Below are 18,955 nucleotides of genomic sequence, written 5' to 3'. Positions count from 1 at the left end.
TTATTCCCCGGTTAGAAAAGCCGGGGAATTTGCGGGGCTACCTACTGACCTGTGACTATTTTCGTCCAGCTGCGCGTTATCAGCCGATTGGATTTGGCGTCGTACGGCTTCACGGTGAACAGCTTGGCCATGGTCGTTTCATCCGGATAGATAGCCGGATCGTCGATGATTTCCTTGTCCAGCATGGGCTGCGATGCCTTGTTGCCGTTGGCGTAGAACACGTAATTGGAGGCCTTTGCTGCGACTTCCGGCTTCATCATGTAGTTGATGAATTCATGTGCTTCAGCGACATGCTTGGCATCAGCTGGAATGCCCATCTGGTCGAACCACATTTCAGCGCCTTCCTTGGGCACGGAATAGGCAATCTCAACACCCTGATCAGCCTCAGAGGCGCGGTCCCTTGCCTGGAAAAGGTCACCCGAAAAGCCGACAGCCAAGCAGATATCGCCATTGGCGAGCGCGTTGATATATTCGGACGAATGGAATTTGCGGATCGATGGGCGAACCGCCAAAAGAGCCTCTTCTGCTTTGGCAAGATCATCTGGTTCCGTGCTGTTGGGATCAAGTCCCAGATAATTGAGCGCGGTGGGTAGAATATCAGTCGGAGAATCCAACACATAGACGCCACAATCGGCGAGCTTGGCGAGATTTTCAGGCTTGAAGAACACATCCCAGCTGTCGATTACATCGGTGCCAAGCCGCTCTTTCACCTTGGCCTTGTTGTAGCCGATGCCGGTGGTGCCCCACATATAGTTGACTGAAATCTCATTTCCGGAATCGAACTTGGCAACACGCTCGCTGACCATGTCCCACATATTGACGAGGTTTGGCAGCTTGGACTTGTCCAGCTTCTGGTAAACGCCCGCCTCGATCTGACGCGCCATGAACGGGGTGGCGGTCGGCACAACCACATCATAGCCGCTGCCGCCGGCAAGCAATTTCGTTTCCAGAATTTCGTTGGAATCATAGACGTCGTAGACGACCTTGATGCCGGTTTCCTTGGTGAAGTCGGCGATGATCGAATCATCGATATAGTCCGACCAGTTGTAGACGTTGACGACACGATCTTGCGCCATTGCCGCAACCGACAGGGATAATACAACCAGCGGCGCTGCTGACAGGCGAAGCAAGGTACGTCTCATCAAATTCTCCTCATAGGATTGTTTACCCGGACCGTTGGTGCAGCCTCTCTGGGTGGTTGATGCAAGCCTATTGGCGATTTTGCAGTGCGACAAGCTTCAATTTTTTGGCGATGCCGGTTGTGTCATCTGACGAGGACGAAGTTCGTGGTCTGGCGAGATTAATTGGGTGACGGCATTCCGGTCACGCCAGGCCGGGCGGGCTGCGACTGGCGTTTGAATTCCAGCCCGATATGGACCAGCAGGGCGACAAAGATGACGGCACCACCAGCAATCGTTCGGCTGGACGGAATTTCGGCATGGATCAGCCAGACCCAGATCGGCCCCAGCACGGTTTCAAGCGTGCCAAGCAACGCTGCGAATGCCGCTGGTATGAGCCGGGCACCAGAAGCGAAGCAGGCAAGGCCAAGTCCAAGGTTGATGGCGCCGAAGGCAAACAGAAAGGCCATATCGGAGGCCGGCACCAGGAATGTTGCCGTCTGGGTGGCAGCAAAAAGAGCAGCGACGAACATTCCGAGGCAGGTCGCAGGTGTCATCCGGACATGCGCGTATCGGCGGGTGATGACGGTGGCGATCGAAAACGCCACCGCGATCAGAAGCGCCAGGCCGTCGCCGATAGGGGAGATATCGCCGCCGAAAGAATCAGACACCATGATGGCGACGCCGCTGATCACCGCTACAATAGCGATCCAGGTCGAGAGGCGCACACTCTCGCGAAACAGAAGCCACGCCAGGAGGGCTGAAAGAAGCGGTACGCCCGCCTGCATGAGAAGGATATTGGCGACTGTCGTGTAGCCGAGCGCGACTACAAAGGAAGTGGATGCGGTGGCAAAACACAGGGCTACCGCAATTCCCGGCAGCCCCATGGTGCGGAACAATGTTCGCATGCCTTGCGGTCCGTCGCGCCAGAGCATGAAGGCGAGCAGAAAGGCGGTCGCCCAGGAAGCGCGCCAGAACACAACCGTCCAAGCGTCTCCCGACTGGATGAAGCGCGCGATGACGCCACCAAAACTCCAGAACAGAGCCGAAAGAAACACCAGCAGAAAGCCGACACGCTCATCCCGCAGCGAAACTGTAGCGGTGGTTGGAACTTTCGTTGAGGTTGGCGTTTCTCTGCTCATGCTTGCACCACCACCAGAAGGAAAAAAGTGCGCAACGCGCTGGCCTATGCCCTATTGCCTTCTGGCAGCGACTGCGTGGTCCAGCACTATCTTCCCGGTTGTGGCAGGCTACTGGAAGTCGAACGCGCTTAGTCCTGTGACCATTTCGTCAAGCCCCAGTGGTCGAGTGATAGGTGGCTCGGCACGAGCGAGACAGGCTACCCGCTCGCACAAGCGGCAGGCTGGACCGATGGGTGTCGCGCGCGCGGCCTGGCCCTTGGCCGCAGCTGCCGGCAAGGCGCCGCCATAGATAATATCGTCGCGAAAGGAGATATCGCAGCCGAGCAACAGCGCGGTGCGACGCGGACGTTCTGAAAACGCCCCTTGCGGGCCTTCCAGCGTGCGGGCCACGACCAGAAACTCGGCACCATTTGGCATTTCCACCGCCTCGACCAATACCTGGCCGGGCTGGGAGAACGTGGTGTGAATGGGTAATTTGGGGCAGGCACCGCCGAAGCGAGCTTGGGGAAAACCTTGTGCACCGGCTTTGCGAAACCGGTGGCCGGCATGATCGATTTCGAGCATGAAGAACGGTACGCCGCCAGCGCCCGGCCGCGTCAGCATGGTCAGCCGGTTTGCCGCCTGCTCGAACGACACACCAAAGCGCGAACGAAGCACGTCGATATCATAGCGCGCGCGCTGGGCAGCGGCGAGAAACGGCTGATAAGGCATCATCAGAGCGTGCGCGGCGTAGCGCGCAAGTTCGAAGCGGCCAAGCCGCCGCGCCTCTTCAGAAGAGAGGTTCAACGCCTGCAGCGCGGCCGGAATAGCGACACGCATACGGACCAGACATGCCTCCATGGCAATCTCGCGCAACTGATCAAAAGGCGACAGGCGTTCGGAAATGAAGAGCCGCTGCGAATGGCGGTCATAGCGGCGGCGCCAGTTGGGCATGGCCGAGACTGGAAGCACCTTGACGACGATGCCAAGCTCGGTGCGCAACCATGCCTTCAGCGCGCTAGCAAGATCGTCTCCCGGAGCGAGCAGTTTTATGAACGCCTCCGCCTCTTCTTCCAGCGCGGGAAAATGGTTGGGGCGGCGCTCAAAAGTGTCGCGCACCTCGTCGATGGGAAGCCGCGCACCGGCAAAGGCTGCCTGCTGGCCATCGCGCGCCATGATGTCGGACAGATCCGTTAGCCGCGTGGCTTGCTCGCGGTAGGCGCGGAATAGCTTGATCACGCCTGCAGCGGCGTTGGGGGCAGCTTCGGAAATTTCGATCAATTCCTGCTCACCGGGCAATTCACCTGCAAGCAGGGGATCAGCGAACACTTCGCGCAGCGATGCAAGTGAACCGCTCTCCTCGCCGTGCAACTCTTCCGGTTCGACCTGATAGACGGAGGCAAGCTTCAGAATGAGTTGAACCGTCAGCGGGCGCTGGTTCCGCTCGATGAGGTTGAGATAGGACGGCGAAATGCCGAGCCCATGTGCCATTGCGGTCTGTGTAAGCGATTTGCCGATACGGATCCGCCTGATGCGCGCGCCCGCGAAGATCTTATGCTCGGCCATATTGTGTACCGCTGTGACAAAGGCACGCCTCTCGGCGCTGATGACAATCTTTACAGATTTACATCAAGGACAAGTCACAATCAACACAGGGTTACGCGAATTTTCACCGAGATATAACGGTTTTTCTGGCGGATAGCTGAGCGTGATGTCACAGAAGTCACAGACATTTCCGGCGGATCGGGAATGAAGAATTTCAGACATTCCTACCACGGAGCCTATGATGACTGACTTTTACAACCTCGTTCCTTCTGCGCCACAGGGCCGCTATGACGGCGTTGAGCGGCCTTATTCCGCCGAGGATGTGACGCGTCTGCGTGGGTCCGTCCAGATCAAGTACAGCCTGGCCGAGATGGGAGCCAACCGGTTGTGGCAGCTGCTTCATGAGGAAGACTTTGTCAACGCGCTGGGCGCCCTGTCGGGCAATCAGGCCATGCAGATGGTCCGCGCCGGGCTGAAGGCGATCTATCTTTCGGGCTGGCAGGTGGCAGCTGACGCCAATACTGCGTCGTCGATGTATCCCGACCAGTCGCTCTATCCGGCCAATGCAGCACCCGAGCTTGCCAAGCGCATCAACAAGACGCTGCAGCGCGCCGACCAGATTGAGACCGCCGAAGGCAAGGGCCTGTCGGTCGACACATGGTTTGCGCCGATCATCGCAGACGCTGAAGCCGGGTTCGGCGGACCTCTCAATGCTTTTGAGATCATGAAGGCGTTTATAGAGGCGGGTGCTGCCGGTGTGCACTATGAGGACCAGTTGGCATCGGAAAAGAAGTGCGGACATCTGGGCGGCAAGGTTCTTATCCCTACTGCAGCTCATATCCGCAATCTCAATGCGGCACGGTTGGCAGCTGACGTCATGGGCACGTCAACGCTGGTGATTGCCCGCACCGACGCTGAAGCTGCAAAACTTCTGACCTCCGACATTGACGAGCGCGACCAGCCATTTGTTGACTACGACGCAGGTCGTACCGTTGAAGGCTTTTACAACGTCAAAAATGGGCTTGAGCCGTGCATTGCACGCGCGGTCGCTTACGCACCTTACTGTGACCTGATCTGGTGCGAGACGTCCAAGCCCGATCTCGACCAGGCACGTCGTTTTGCCGAGGGCGTGCATAAGGCGCATCCGGGCAAGCTCCTTGCCTACAACTGCTCGCCGTCGTTCAACTGGAAAAAGAACCTGGACGACGCGACCATCGCAAAATTCCAGCGCGAACTGGGCGCCATGGGCTACAAGTTCCAGTTCATCACACTGGCCGGTTTCCACCAGCTCAATTTCGGCATGTTCGAGCTGGCGCGCGGATACAAAGACCGTCAGATGGCCGCCTATTCGGAGTTGCAGGAAGCCGAGTTCGCCGCCGAGGTGAACGGCTACACCGCCACCAAGCACCAGCGCGAAGTGGGCACCGGCTATTTCGACGCCGTGTCGATGGCGATCACCGGCGGTCAATCTTCGACCACCGCCATGCATGAATCCACCGAGCACGCTCAATTCAAGCCGGCTGCAGAATAGCCGGGGAACCTTCACAAGGAGAACGACAAATGGCATCTCTGACACGGGTCAAGGAACGCGCCGAGGAACAGGCTTCGGCGATGAATGACGACCAGCAGGCAACCATCCGAATGCTAGCCAATGATCTGCACCGGCTCAACCAGTCGGTCATGAAGGCGGTCGAAGCCGGCGTCTCGGTCGAGCTGGTACGCTCTGCCCGCCACCACGGCGGCAACGGTAATTGGGGTGACCTGTTGATACCTGTGGTTGTTACGCAGAATCGCTAGGGCCTATCGGGCATTCAGCGAGGCAACGCGCGCAGAAATGCGCGCGTTTTCTTTCGTTCAGGTATCATCCGCGCTTCGTTTTGACGTCCAACTTCTGTGTTGCGAAAGGTTACACAGTCTGCAATCGGATGTCCGCAATCTCGCTTGACAAGCACACGATAAAGGACATTATCGGCGCCGCCTGCAACCGGGCATTGAACCCGCATCTTTCTCATGACGTGGCGCTCGGTCGCTTTTGCGGTCAGGCACGGGCTGGGGATTTGCATGCCAACGACACCAATGCCGAAAAATGGAAGTGCTTCGCAAATCCTGATAGCCGGAACGTCACCGATCAACCGGATCGTTGTCAGCAAGATTGCAGAACGTGCTGGGTTGAGATCGCAATCGGAAGCGCCGGAGGACGCGTTGAGCGCCTTCGAGGATTTGCGCCCCGCGCTGGTGATCGCAGATGGTGGCTCCTCCAACAGCGATTGCGATGGGTTGCTTGCGGGGCTGAAGGATATCAGGCTTCGTTCCAATGCCTCTGCGCCAGCGGTTATTTTCCTGTGCACGGCCGCTTCGGATGCGGCACAGCTGGCTTCGCTCCACGGAGTGGATGCGGTGGTTGCCAAACCGATTACGCCGGAAGGTCTGCAGCCCGTTATTGAACGCCTGGTGATGCGTTATCTCAGCCGGGCATAAGGTCTTGCTAACGCGGGACAGCCCGGTAGGCCCCTTTCCTTCCAAGCGTCGACACGGCTATACTCGCCCATCCGCAACAGAATCTGGTGATTGATGCCTGCCGACAAAAAGGACGTACGAGCCGCGAACCGGGGGGGGGCGCGTGTTCCAGCCTTTGTAAAGAATCTCCGCGGTGTCAAGAACTGGAAAGAAGTGAGCGCCTGGCTCGAATGGCGCCGCATCGAAGACATCGAATGCATCACGCCCGACCAAGCCGGCGTGGCGCGCGGCAAGATGATGCCGTCGAAGAAGTTTACCTCCAACACATCGCTGGCGCTGCCTTCGGCACCCTTCATGATGACTATTTCGGGAGAGTATCCCGATGACGGCAATGGCTTTGCCTACCCCGAGGGTGATGGCGATCTCAAGCTGGTGCCTGATCTCTCCACGCTCTCGGTGGTGCCGTGGGAGGAAGACCCCACTGCGCAGGTGATTTGCGACCTGGTGCATCAGGACGGGCGGAATGTCGAATTCACGCCTCGCAATGTGTTGCGGCGCGTGGTTGCCGCCTATGACAAACTCGGATTGCGGCCCGTCGTAGCGCCGGAGATCGAGTTCTATCTGGTCCGTAAGAACCCGGACCCGGATTATCCGCTGACCTCGCCTGTCGGGCGCTCGGGCCGCCCCATCGGCGGTGGTGCCGGCTATTCGATCGCGGGCGTCAACGAGTTCGACGAACTAATCGATGACATCTACCATTTTTCCGAGGCTCAGGGTTTGGAGATCGATACGCTGATCCATGAAGAGGGCGCGGGCCAGCTGGAGATCAATCTGCGGCACGGCGATCCAATTGAGCTTGCCGATCAGGTGTTCATGTTCAAGCGCACCATCCGCGAAGCGGCATTGAAGCACGATATCTATGCCACCTTCATGGCCAAGCCTATCCAGGGGCAGCCCGGCTCGGCAATGCATATCCACCAGTCCATCGTGGACAGCAAGACCGGTCGCAACGTCTTTTCCAACGAGGATGGCAGCGAGACGGATGCGTTTTTCCACTTCATCGGCGGCATGCAAAGGCATGTGCCCAATGCACTGGTGATGTTTGCACCCTATGTGAACTCTTACCGGCGGCTGACCCAGGCAGCCTCGGCCCCGGTCAACAACAAATGGGGCTACGACAACCGCACAACCGCATTTCGGGTTCCACGCTCGGAACCCAATGGCAGGCGTGTGGAAAATCGCATTCCTTCGTCAGACGCCAATCCCTATCTGGCACTCGCCGGTTCGCTTGCTTGCGGCCTTGCCGGGCTGATCGAAAAGATCAAGCCAGACCAGCCAGCCGGTACAGCGGTGAACAAGGACGAGATCGACCTGCCTCGCGGGCTGCTTGAAGCGGTGCAACTGTTCGAGGAAGACGCCGTGCTCAAGGAGATGTTCGGCGCATCCTTCGTCGCCACCTATGCGGCGATCAAGAAAGCCGAGTTCGAGACCTTCATGGAAGTTATCAGCCCGTGGGAGCGGGAGTATTTGCTGTTGAATGTGTGAAGAGAGTGAATGGTGAACTGTGAAAACTTACGGTCTGGTGGTCAGTATGCACTGTGAATTCTTGAGCGAAGAACCTTTGTTTTTCAATTTGACCTTTCGCTATTCGCCATTTACCACCGAATGAACTATCAATCCCCTATCTCACCTGGCTATTCCTGGTATGAGGCGACCCTTGGTGCGCGGCCGGAATATCCGGCGCTTGATGGCGATGTTCGCTGCGATGTGGTCGTCATCGGCGGTGGGTTTACCGGATTGTCGGCAGCGGTGCATCTGGCGAAGGCCGGCACCGATGTGGTGCTGATCGAGGCGCATAGGTTTGGCGATGGCGCTTCAGGGCGCAATGGCGGGCAGCTTGGCACCGGGCAGCGCGCCGGGGCGGATGAACTGGAGGCCGAATACGGTTTTTCCCGCGCCAAAGCGCTGTTCGATCTCGCCGAAGAGGCCAAGGCGCATCTGCTGGAATTTGCCGAGGTCAACAAGATCGACATCGATTTTCGACCTGGCCATCTGAATGTTTCCCATCGCAAGCGCGACCTGCCGGAATATCGCGAGCATGCAGAGGTTATGGCGACGCGCTTCAACTATCCGCACATTTCCTACATGGATGCAGCTGAGACGGCTGAGCGGATGGGGTCAACCCATTATTTCGGCGGGGTGCGCGACACCGGCACAGGGCATATCCACCCGCTGAAGCTTGCTGTCGGCACCGCACGGGTGGCTGCAGCAGCGGGCGCCAAGCTTTATGAGAATACCAAGTCAACTGGCATTCAGACCAATGGCGGCACCATTTCCGTCTCGACAGCGCGCGGAACGATCACCGCCAAAAAGTGCCTTATTGCGGTCAATGCCTACGGGGGCGACCTTGAGCCAAAAAGTGCTGCGCATATCATGCCGATAGGCTCGTTTATCGGCGCGACGGTGCCATTGGGCGATGATAGCTCGGTGCTGCCGGGGGGCGAGTCTGTTTCAGACTCACGCTTTGTGGTGCGCTACTTTCGGCGCGCGCCCAGCGGCGAGCTTCTATTCGGCGGACGCGAGATTTACGGTGTCAACGACCCCAACGACATTCACATCCACATCCGAAAGCAGATTGCCGAAATCTATCCGGCGCTGAAGGACATAGAGATCACCCACGGCTGGGGCGGCTATGTCGGCATCACGCTGCCGCGCAAGCCGTTTGTGCGCGAGGTGATGCCGAACGTTATTTCGGCGGGTGGCTTTTCCGGCCATGGGGTGATGCTTTCCAACTTCGTCGGCAAGCTCTATGCCGAGACGGTGGCCGGCAACCGGGACCGGCTCAAACTGTTCGAGGATCTGAAGATCCCCCCCTTCCCAGGCGGACGGCGCTTTCGCGCACCGCTGCTTTTCCTGGCGCTCAACTGGTATGCACTGCGCGACCGGTTTTGAGGCTGGCCGCGGTTAGAACTTGCGGGACACACCTAGCGTAAACGCAAGCGAGCGATGGTCGGCTCCGGCGCCATTTTTCAATTCGAACGTCTCCCCGGAAGCGAGGTCGTAGACGCGTGTATCGCCTCGCGTGTGGAAATAGTTCTGGAAATCCGCCTTCCCGAATACGGTCCAGTCAGCGCCGAAGTCCCGTTCGGCGGCAAGCGACACGCCGAGCATCGACGACGCGCCAAAGGTTTCCGTGAAGACCAGATCGCGCGCAAAGTGGTGGTCGCGGTCGCGCGCGAAAACAAAGGGGCTACCGATAATCTCGCCACGCATGCGGAATTCCGGTGCCTCATAGGTGACACCAAGACCGAGATAGGGTGTATGCCACCATTGTTCATAGCCGATGGCTGGCCCTTCGAACGTTCCGGCTTCGTCGCGGAAACCGCTTTCAGAAGAATAGATATAGGAGCCGTTTTCAGCATTCCATTTCATGTTGCGGAAACGGTAGCCGGCGAGTGCGTCGAACTGAAGTTCGTTGTGGCTGGCAAACCTTGCGGCGGCAGACACATCGATCTGGAAAGCTTTGGAGGTTTCAGTTTCAGGGTGATGTGACCAATGGCTCCAGCTATCGAAGCCGTCATAGCCTGCGAGCCAGTCATAATCGTCCATTGTGTTGGCGGCGGCTATTGTGGTCCACCCGCCGGCGCGCAAGCTAAGCCATTCGTTTGCCTGAAAGGTGACATCACCGCCAGCGATGAGCGCATTGTCGATAGTCCAGTCGAGCTGGCTGAGTTTTGTACCGGAGTCGTAGACATATTCGCCGGATCGGGCGGTCAGATAGCCTAAATAAGCACGCGCCGTTATCCCGGATGCGGGATCAACGGGTGCTTGGCGGGATGCCTCCAGATCCGCAGCATGAGCTGAAGCCTGGAGCGCCAAGACCACCGCCACCGAAATTGTCACCAGATGTTGCTTCATCCCCTGCCCCAACCAATTTCCGAAATAGGGAAACCGTATTTGGCGAAAATCGTCAATACCATCGCCTGGCGACGGACCGTCTTGAGACGCTGCGCTCAGATACAGCGGCCGCCATCCACCTCGAGCGCGACGCCGGTGATGAAGGCTGCCTCGTCGGAGGCGAGGTAGAGCGCGGCGTTGGCAATGTCGAGTGGGGTGGAGAGCCGGCCGAGCGGTACCGAGGCGGTGAACTGGGCGCGCTTTTCTGGCGTGTCTTCACCCATGAACAGCGACAGCATTCCGGTTGCGCCGGCTACCGGGCAGAGGCAGTTGACCCGAATGTTTTTGGGTGCCAGCTCGACTGCCATCGATTTCGTTGCCGTGATCGCCCAGCCCTTTGAGGCGTTGTACCAGGTGAGACCTGGACGCGGGCGCAGCCCAGCAGTGGAGGCAGTGGTGATGATGACGCCGCCGCCCTGCCCTTCCATGATCGGCACCACGCAGATCGCCGAATGGTAGATCTGTTTCATGTTGATGTCGGTGATGCGGTCGAAGGTCTCCTCGTCGACGCCCAGCATGTCGCCACTGCGGTGGGTGTAGCCTGCATTGTTGATCATGATGTCGACGCGGCCAAACGCTTCCATCGCGGCCGCGACCATGTCCTCGAACTGCGCGCGCTTTGAGACGTCGGCCTTCACTGCGATTGCGGCAGCGCCAATCTCGGCGGCGACACGCTCTGCAGCTTCCATGTTGAGGTCGGCCACCACGATTTTGGCGCCTTCTTCGGCAAAGCGCCTGGCCATGCCTTCGCCAAAGCCTGATGCTGCACCGGTGATGATGGCGACCTTGTTATCGAGACGGTTCATGCGTGGGCTCCTGCTGGAAGATTCTATGGCGTCAGCCGTGGTTAAAGACGATGGTCTTGGTGGCCGACATGTCGAAGAGTGCCTCAAAGCCTTTTTCGCGGCCGTGACCGGATTTTCCAAACCCGCCAAAGGGCAGTTCGATGCCGCCTCCTGCGCCATAGGCGTTCACATAGACCTGACCGGCGCGGACGCGCTTGGCCATGCGGTGCTGGCGTGCGCCGTCGCGGGTCCAGATGCCGGCGACGAGGCCGAAGGCGGTGCCATTGGCGAGGCGCACCGCCTCTTCCTCGCCGTCAAAGGCAAAGAGCGTCAGCACCGGGCCGAAGACTTCCTCCTGGGCGATGATGGCGGCGGGATCGACGGCGCCAAACAGGACAGGAGGTTGATAGAAACCGCCCTCCGGTGCGTCGGCATGAATGCCGCCCCGCGCCAGTACTGCGGCACCTGAATTTTCCGCAGCTGCGATCATCGCCGCCACGCGCTCTTTCTGGCGCGGGTTGATCAGGGCACCGAGGTCGAGGTCGGCATCGTGGGGTCCTGCGACCAGTTCTGCGAAGCGTTCGGCCAGCGCGGATGCAACCGCCTCATAGAGTGGCTTTTCGATCAAAACGCGGCTGCCCGCGGAACAGGTCTGGCCACCGTTCTGGATGATGGCGTTGACGAGGACCGGAAGCGCGGCCTCGATATCCGCATCGGCAAAGACGATCTGAGGCGACTTGCCGCCAAGCTCCATGGTGACGCCGCGATTGTTGACGGCTGCCGCTTGCTGGATGGCAGTGCCTGTTCCGGGCGAGCCGGTAAAGGTCACGTAGTCGACATCGGGATGAGCCGACAGAGCTGCGCCGGCATCGCGGCCATATCCGGTGATGACGTTGAAGACGCCAGCTGGAAAGCCCGCCTCCAGAGCCAGTTCAGCCATGCGGATGGTGGTAAGCGAAGCGTCTTCGGCGGGCTTCACAACGAGCGTGTTTCCCATGGCCAGAGCGGCACCGGCAACGCGCGCCAAAATCTGCAGCGGATAATTCCACGGTATGATGCCGGCCACGACGCCATGCGGCTCGCGCAGCGTCAGAGCGGTATAGCCGTCAAGGAACGGAATGGTGTCGCCGTGCACCTTGTCGGCGGCGCCGCCATAAAATTCGAAATAGCGCATCGTGGCGATGACATCGGCACGGCCCTGGCGGACGGGCTTGCCTGTGTCACGCGATTCGAGGGCTGCAAGCTCGGTGCCGTGCTTTTCGACCAGAAGACCGAGCCGCGTGAGGCAACGGCCGCGCTCGACGGCCGGCATCTTACGCCAGGGGCCATCGTCAAAGGCGCGGCGTGCCGCTTTCACCGCGCGATCGACATCGGCTGCGCCAGCGGCGGGGATGGATGCAAAAACCTTGCCGTCCGAAGGCGACACGACATCGATGCGCAGACCGGACAGACTATCCCCGGATTTGCCGTCGATCATCTGCATGAATGCCAGCCCTTCGGCCACCGTTCGAGAAAGATGCGTGCCCATTGCGTTCCTCCTTGGTATCGCTGCTCAACCGACTTATGTTTCAGGTCCGACCCATATGTGACAAAGCCGTGTGCCCAAGCGGTGTCAAGGTTCCAGTGAGGAACGGAAGATGTGACACTGCAGCACTGGAAACCTTAAATCGATTAGATTATAGGCAATCGCGCAGATCGTTTCCCGAGAACCGGACCAGACATGACCAGCCAGATCATTCCCGTCGAGCCCTTCGACTTCATCATATTCGGTGGCACCGGAGACCTTGCCGAACGCAAGCTTTTGCCGGCTCTCTATCACCGCCAGCAGGACGGTCAGTTCTCCGAGCCTACGCGCATCATCGGCGCATCACGCTCCAAAATGACCGACAAGGAATATCAGGCCTATGCCCGGGCGGCGATTGAGGAACACGTCAAGGCCGAGGAGATCGACAAGGTCGTGCTGGACGCTTTCGTAGCTCGGCTGACTTATGTGGCCGTGGATGCCAAGAACGGCGATGGTTTTGCCGCGCTTAAGAAGACGATCGGCTCCAGCAAGGCGATCCGCGCCTTCTATCTCGCTGTCGCGCCGGCGCTGTTTGGCGATATCGCCGCCAATCTGGACAAGCACGGGCTGGTGAACGCGCGATCGCGCATCGTGGTGGAAAAGCCGATCGGGCGAGACCTGACTTCGGCGTGTGAACTCAACGACCAGATCGGCAAGGTTTTCAAGGAAGAGCAGATCTTCCGCATCGACCATTATCTTGGCAAGGAGACTGTCCAGAATCTGATGGCGTTGCGCTTTGCCAATGCGCTTTACGAACCGCTCTGGAATAATGCGCATATCGACCATGTGCAGATCACAGTGGCCGAAACGGTAGGCCTTGAGGGCCGGGCCGGATATTACGACAAGGCCGGTGCGCTACGCGACATGGTGCAGAACCATATCCTCCAGCTGCTCTGCCTGGTCGCCATGGAAGCACCTGCATCGATGAACGCCGATGCGGTGCGCGACGAGAAGTTGAAAGTGCTGCGTTCGCTGACCCGTATCAATGGCAATGAGGCGCCGAAAAATACCGTGCGCGGTCAATACCGCGCTGGCGCTTCGGCAACCGGGCCGGTGAAGGGCTATGCGGAAGAGCTCGAAAATGGCGAAAGCCGCACCGAGACTTTTGTGGCCATCAAGGCAGAAATTGCCAACTGGCGCTGGGCCGGCGTGCCGTTTTATCTGCGCACTGGAAAGCGGCTGGCGCAGCGCGTCTCCGAGATCGTCATCGAGTTTAAGCCTATCCCGCACAGCATTTTTGGCGAGGGCGCTGGCAATGTGATTGCCAATCAACTGGTGATCCGGTTGCAACCGGACGAGGGCGTGAAGCAGTGGATCATGATCAAGGACCCGGGCCCGGGCGGAATGCGCCTGCGCCACGTTCCGCTTGATATGAGCTTTGCCGAATCGTTCCAGCAGCGCAATCCGGACGCTTATGAGCGGCTGGTGATGGATGTCGTGCGCGGCAACCAGACGCTGTTCATGCGTCGCGATGAAGTGGAAGCGGCGTGGCGCTGGATCGATCCCATTCAGGCTGCGTGGGACGACGGACGCCAGGACGCGCAGGGCTATACGGCCGGAACCTGGGGCCCATCCTCTTCGATTGCGCTCATCGAGCGCGATGGCCGTACATGGCACGAGAGCACCTGATGTCCGCTGTTACAACCCCCAACTGGCACTGGAACCGCTTTGCCGATGGCGCAGCGCTGGCAGACGCGTTGGCAGATCGGGTGGCGCAGGAATTGGCCCGGGCTATAGCTTCACGCGGCGCGGCGCTGATCGCTGTTTCAGGCGGCACCACACCGGGGCGGTTCTTCGAGGTGCTTTCGAACCGCGATCTCGACTGGGCGAAGGTGACCGTAACGCTGGTTGATGAGCGCTTTGTGCCGGCAACCTCGCCGCGCTCCAATTCGGCACTGGTGGCCGCTACTCTGTTGCAGAACCGTGCGAGAGCGGCAGATTTTGTACCGCTGTACCGGGCCAGCGCGAGTGCTGAAAAAGCTGCGTTAGAAGCGGGGGCCGATCTTGAAAAAATGAGCTGGCCGCTCGATGCAGCGGTGTTGGGCATGGGCGGTGACGGGCATACCGCATCGTTTTTCCCGGATGCCGGCGGGCTTGATGCATTGCTCGATCCGGGCAGCGACAAATCCATCCTTGCGGTCGATGCGCCCGGCGCGGGAGAGCCGCGCCTGACGCTTTCGCTGCCAAGGTTAGCTGATGCCCGGTTCGTCGCGCTCCATATTGAAGGCAATACCAAGCGCGATGTGCTTGAAGGCGCGCTGTTTTCTATCGCCGACCAAAAACTTCCCGTGCGCCGCGTTCTGGACGCTGCACAGCGGCCAGTCGAGATTTTCTGGGCGCCCTGACCATCTGCTTTGACGCGTGACGCACCCATCTCCCGTGCCGCGCCTGATAGAGGACCGTTTCGCCATGACCGCGCGCAGAGACATTGAAGCCATCACCCATCGCATCCGCGAGCGCTCCAAGCCGCGACGCGAGATTTATCTGTCCAGGCTCGATGCGGCAGCAACGGCGGGCGCGGCGCGCACGGTGCTATCCTGTGGCAACCTTGCGCATGGATTTGCCGCCTGCGGGCCTGCCGACAAGGCCGATCTGGCCGGTGACACCAGCGCCAATCTTGGCATCATTACCTCCTACAACGACATGCTTTCGGCACATCAGCCATTCGAGACCTATCCGCAACTGATCAAGCAGGCGGCGCGCGAGGCGGGCGGTGTGGCACAGGTTGCCGGCGGCGTGCCGGCGATGTGCGATGGGGTCACGCAGGGCCAGCCGGGGATGGAGCTTTCGCTTTTCTCGCGTGACGTGATCGCAATGGCGACAGCTGTCGGCCTGTCGCACAATATGTTCGATGCGGCCGTCTATCTCGGCGTCTGCGACAAGATCGTGCCGGGGCTGGTGATTGGCGCGCTGGCGTTTGGCCACCTGCCGGCGGTGTTCATTCCGGGAGGACCGATGACATCGGGCCTACCCAATGACGAGAAGGCGCGCATTCGCCAGCTCTTTGCCGAAGGCAAGGTCGGGCGTGCCGAACTGCTTGAAGCGGAGTCGAAATCCTATCACGGGCCGGGCACCTGCACCTTCTACGGCACCGCCAACTCCAACCAGATGCTGATGGAGATCATGGGCCTGCATACGCCTGGCTCCTCCTTCGTCAACCCGGGCACACCGTTGCGCGATGCGCTGACCAAGGAGGCTGCGCAACGCGCGCTGGCGATTACCGCCATGGGCAATGACTATACGCCCGCCGGGCGCATGTTTGATGAGCGCACGGTGGTCAACGGCATTGTCGGGCTGGTTGCCACCGGTGGCTCCACCAACCATACGATCCACCTGATTGCGATGGCTGCTGCAGCCGGCATCACGCTGACATGGCAGGATATTTCCGACATTTCAGATATCGTGCCGCTTCTGGCGCGCGTGTACCCGAACGGGCTTGCGGACGTGAACCACTTTGCTGCCGCCGGCGGCATGGGCTTCCTGATCCGCGAACTGCTGGATGCCGGTCTGCTGCACGAGGACGTGCAGACGATCTGGGGTGAAGGGCTGCGACCCTATACGATAGAGGCAAAGCTCGGAGATGGCGGCGTTGTAGTACGCGAGCCGGCACCCGCCAAAAGCGGCGATGAAAAAGTATTGGCGCCTTTTCCCAAGGCCTTCCAGCCGAGCGGTGGCCTGAAGGTTTTGACCGGCAATCTCGGACACGCGATCATCAAAACTTCAGCTGTAAAGATCGAGAGGCGCATCATCGAGGCACCGGCGCTGGTGTTTGACAGCCAACACGGATTGAATGAGGCTTTCAAAGCCGGACAGCTTGACCGCGATTTTGTCGCCATTATCCGCTTCCAGGGACCGAAGGCAAATGGGATGCCGGAACTGCATAAGCTCACCACCGTGCTTGGCATTTTGCAGGATCGCGGACATCACGTTGCGCTGGTGACCGATGGCCGCATGTCGGGCGCTTCGGGGAAAGTGCCGGCAGCGATTCATGTGACGCCTGAGGCGCTCGACGGCGGCGTGATCGGCAAGGTCAGGAACGGCGATATTGTGCGGCTCGACGCCGAAGTGGGCACACTGGAAGTGCTGGTGGATGCGGGCGAACTTAGCCGACGCCCGCAGGCGGAAGCCGATCTGTCCGGCAACGGGCACGGCTTCGGGCGCGAGCTGTTTGCAGGTTTTCGCGACCTGGCGCTGCGGGCAGACCATGGCGCGGCAGCGTTCGGGCTGGTTTAAATCCATACCAAGCGCCGGAAAGCGCTCGGTGATTACTCCACCTTCAACTCTGTCCTCTCGCCGGCCTTGACACTGGTTGGACTTTCCTTCGAGGCCTTATCGTCAGTGTAGGTCACGACTACCACATAATCGCCGACTGGCAGGGTTGTCTGCAGGTTTTGATCATAGGCGCTGCCGAAATCTTTGCGCTTGCCCTGAATGTCTTTCTTGGCGCCGAACAGTTCCAGCTTCAAGGCACCGGGAGCTTCAATCGACAGGACACCGGCATTCAACACCACATCTGCGTCCAGGCTTTCACCAGATTTCAGCGAGAACGGTTTTTCAGCCGAGGCGCCGCCAATTGAGGCGAGGAGCACATAGTCGCCGGGAGGCAGGTCGCTGGTGGCGTCGGGACCATAATTGATTGTCATGGAATCGCGCGAGCCGTCGATCTTTTTCGCAGCCTTTACCACTTCGAGCTTAATGCCGCTCTCCTCAACCTTCATGCCTTCTATATAAGAAGCGTTGGCCACCACACGGCCGATGCCGGCGACGAGCGTTTTTTCTATCGTCTGCCCGGCAGCGACGGTCACGGTATCGGAAACCTCGCCCTTGCCGATGCGCACCGTCAGTTTCTGCTCTCCTGCCGGGACGACCACAGTGGTCTTGCCGTAATTGGTTGATGGCCCGTCGCCACCTGGAAACTCCACCACGACAGCCGCGGAATCACTCGGCTCCGCGCCTTCGCTTGGAACTGGGGTGATGACCAGCGTTCCGGCGTTCAGCACAAAAATCGGTTTCGCTACGGCGTCGCCCGTCAGCGTCACCTTCTGCTCGGTTTTCGCCAGACCGAGCCTGGCTTCGACGAAGTAATCGCCTGGGTCCATTTTTCCCTTGTAGGAATTGCCATATTCTGTGGCGAGCAGTTCGCCGCGCGAGCCGTCAGAGTTTGCTTTGAAGATTTCCCAGACATTGCCGGCGTCTTTCGGCAGCGATGGCGCACCTTCAGCCATGATAACATCGGGCTGGAAGTTGAAGTCGACAGCTGCCGGTTGCGGTGCCGGAGCGGGATCAGGTGCTGGTGCCGGCTTTTCGACAACCGTTGCCACCAGCGCATCCTTCAACTGGCCGGCGTCCGAAGCCTGGATATACTTGCCACCGGTGTTTTCAGCCAGGCAAGCGACCTTTTTGCCCTCCTCCGCCGTCAAGCCGAAGCCGACGACATGGGCGGTGAAGTCTATGCCGGTTTCTTCCAGCGACTTGCCGAGTGCGCAGGGGTCGGCATCGCAGGTCTCCAGCCCGTCGGTGATCAGAATGACGGTGGCCTTTTCCTCGGTATAGCGCAGCGCTTCAGCCGCTTCCTTCACGGCCGCGCTGAGCGGGGTTTTACCAAGAAACTTCAACGCGTCTGCAGCGCCGGAAATAGCGCTGGCGGTTCCGGCAGCTGGTGGCACGATTAATTCGATATCGGTACAGCTGCCTTTCTCGCGATGACCGTAGGCCATCAGGCCAAGTTCGAGATCGGCAGGAATGGTTTGCAGCACGGTCTTGAGCGTTTCGCGGGCAATCGCGACCTTGGGCTTTCCGCCGATCTGGCCCCACATCGAACCCGACGCGTCGAGCACAATGATCGCCTTGTCGCCGGCCTGCGCCGTGTTGACGACACCGAAGCACAAAGCCAGCGCAGAGAAAATTCGTAGAAACACCCGCATGCCATCCCCTCCAGGTTGAAAGCGAAAGCTAAACAACCATGATGACAGTGGCAAGGCGGGTGCGACTGCTAATCCTCAAACGCCACGCACCAGAGAAGACGCTATAAAATAGCCGCTGGTGGCAGCTACACTGGAGAGGCACATGCCCCAGATCATATCGACGACGCTCACGGAGACAGACCAGCCTTTTAGTGTTGCAAGGTTGGTAATGTCATAGGTTCCATAGGCGACCAGACCGAAGACCGCGCCGGCGACCAACGCGGTCGTCCAGCTTCCGGAATTGAGCGCAGGTACGACAGCCAGATAGACGAGACCGGCAACGTAGAAGAGATAGAAGATGGCCGACACCCCAAGATTGGGTTCATCCATCAACAAGGCGCCGATACGGCTTTTGTAAAAGCCGATGGCAATCTGGGACAGCCAGATAAAATCGAGGCCTAGAAAAACGATAGCGGTCGCGACGTATGCGATAAGGTAGATCATT

General features: G+C 59.3%; 16 protein-coding genes. 8 read left to right on the top strand and 8 right to left on the bottom strand.

Translation table 11 applies throughout. The annotated features are described in order from the left end of the window. Window positions 1-41: 41 nt before the first annotated feature. The 3 genes from GA830_RS08690 to GA830_RS08680 all read right to left on the bottom strand — a co-directional run bounded on the left by GA830_RS08690 (window position 42) and on the right by GA830_RS08680 (window position 3,805). Window positions 42-1,142 carry a polyamine ABC transporter substrate-binding protein gene (locus GA830_RS08690; protein ID WP_195164630.1) on the bottom strand — a complete coding sequence of 367 codons (1,101 nt, stop codon included), beginning with the start codon at window positions 1,140-1,142 and terminating at the stop codon, window positions 42-44. Between the two features lie 158 nt (window positions 1,143-1,300). Beyond that, on the bottom strand, window positions 1,301-2,260 hold the full coding sequence (locus GA830_RS08685) for a DMT family transporter (protein WP_195164629.1): 960 nt from the start codon (window positions 2,258-2,260) through the stop codon (window positions 1,301-1,303). A gap of 108 nt (window positions 2,261-2,368) precedes the next feature. Further along, on the bottom strand, window positions 2,369-3,805 hold the full coding sequence (locus GA830_RS08680; RefSeq protein WP_195164628.1) for a helix-turn-helix domain-containing protein: 1,437 nt from the start codon (window positions 3,803-3,805) through the stop codon (window positions 2,369-2,371). Between the two features lie 220 nt (window positions 3,806-4,025). Between GA830_RS08680 and aceA the strand changes: the two genes are divergently transcribed. From aceA to GA830_RS08655, 5 genes are all read left to right on the top strand, one after another. After that, window positions 4,026-5,315, top strand: coding sequence for an isocitrate lyase (gene aceA / locus GA830_RS08675; protein ID WP_195164858.1), 1,290 nt, complete (start codon window positions 4,026-4,028; stop codon window positions 5,313-5,315). 29 nt (window positions 5,316-5,344) lie between these two features. Then, window positions 5,345-5,581 carry an SMc00767 family acetate metabolism repressor gene (locus GA830_RS08670; RefSeq protein ID WP_195164627.1) on the top strand — a complete coding sequence of 79 codons (237 nt, stop codon included), beginning with the start codon at window positions 5,345-5,347 and terminating at the stop codon, window positions 5,579-5,581. A gap of 264 nt (window positions 5,582-5,845) precedes the next feature. Continuing rightward, the gene (locus GA830_RS08665; protein WP_258045618.1) at window positions 5,846-6,262 is read left to right on the top strand and encodes a response regulator; all 417 of its coding nucleotides are present in this window, start codon (window positions 5,846-5,848) and stop codon (window positions 6,260-6,262) included. Window positions 6,263-6,355: 93 nt separating this feature from the next. Then, on the top strand, window positions 6,356-7,786 hold the full coding sequence (locus GA830_RS08660) for a glutamine synthetase family protein (protein ID WP_195164626.1): 1,431 nt from the start codon (window positions 6,356-6,358) through the stop codon (window positions 7,784-7,786). A 120-nt stretch (window positions 7,787-7,906) separates the two neighbouring features. Beyond that, entirely contained in the window at window positions 7,907-9,193 is a 1,287-nt protein-coding gene (locus GA830_RS08655; protein WP_195164625.1) for an NAD(P)/FAD-dependent oxidoreductase, read from the top strand. A gap of 12 nt (window positions 9,194-9,205) precedes the next feature. Here GA830_RS08655 and GA830_RS08650 read toward each other — a convergent pair whose 3' ends face one another. The 3 genes from GA830_RS08650 to GA830_RS08640 all read right to left on the bottom strand — a co-directional run bounded on the left by GA830_RS08650 (window position 9,206) and on the right by GA830_RS08640 (window position 12,511). After that, complete coding sequence (locus tag GA830_RS08650; protein ID WP_195164624.1) at window positions 9,206-10,159, bottom strand: omptin family outer membrane protease; 954 nt, start codon at window positions 10,157-10,159, stop codon at window positions 9,206-9,208. Between the two features lie 95 nt (window positions 10,160-10,254). Then, complete coding sequence (locus tag GA830_RS08645; RefSeq protein WP_195164623.1) at window positions 10,255-11,004, bottom strand: SDR family oxidoreductase; 750 nt, start codon at window positions 11,002-11,004, stop codon at window positions 10,255-10,257. 31 nt (window positions 11,005-11,035) lie between these two features. Then, window positions 11,036-12,511 (bottom strand): aldehyde dehydrogenase family protein, encoded by a 1,476-nt coding sequence (locus tag GA830_RS08640; RefSeq protein WP_195164622.1) that lies wholly within the window; start codon window positions 12,509-12,511, stop codon window positions 11,036-11,038. 192 nt (window positions 12,512-12,703) lie between these two features. Here GA830_RS08640 and zwf point away from each other — a divergent pair, with 192 nt between their 5' ends. The 3 genes from zwf (at window position 12,704) to edd (ending at window position 16,780) form a co-directional block, all read left to right on the top strand. Further along, complete coding sequence (zwf, locus tag GA830_RS08635) at window positions 12,704-14,176, top strand: glucose-6-phosphate dehydrogenase (protein ID WP_195164621.1); 1,473 nt, start codon at window positions 12,704-12,706, stop codon at window positions 14,174-14,176. Then, window positions 14,158-14,892: a 6-phosphogluconolactonase gene (pgl, locus tag GA830_RS08630; RefSeq protein WP_195164620.1), complete on the top strand. Its 735-nt coding sequence runs from the start codon at window positions 14,158-14,160 to the stop codon at window positions 14,890-14,892. The genes zwf and pgl overlap by 19 nt, the downstream gene beginning before the upstream one ends. A 64-nt stretch (window positions 14,893-14,956) precedes the next feature. After that, a complete protein-coding gene (gene edd, locus GA830_RS08625; protein WP_195164619.1) occupies window positions 14,957-16,780 on the top strand; it encodes a phosphogluconate dehydratase in 1,824 nt (607 codons plus the stop codon). Between the two features lie 32 nt (window positions 16,781-16,812). On the opposite strand, the gene GA830_RS08620 is transcribed toward edd, so the two are convergent. Next, window positions 16,813-18,471 (bottom strand): vWA domain-containing protein, encoded by a 1,659-nt coding sequence (locus tag GA830_RS08620; protein WP_195164618.1) that lies wholly within the window; start codon window positions 18,469-18,471, stop codon window positions 16,813-16,815. 75 nt (window positions 18,472-18,546) lie between these two features. After that, window positions 18,547-18,954, bottom strand: coding sequence for a DUF2177 family protein (locus tag GA830_RS08615; protein WP_195164617.1), 408 nt, complete (start codon window positions 18,952-18,954; stop codon window positions 18,547-18,549). Window position 18,955 lies beyond the last annotated feature (1 nt).

This window comes from Mesorhizobium sp. NBSH29 (assembly GCF_015500055.1).
In the GTDB taxonomy this organism is placed as follows: Bacteria; Pseudomonadota; Alphaproteobacteria; order Rhizobiales; family Rhizobiaceae; genus Neomesorhizobium.
Note: the sequence above shows the minus strand (reverse complement) of the source record. Positions and strands in the feature narration are given on the sequence as shown.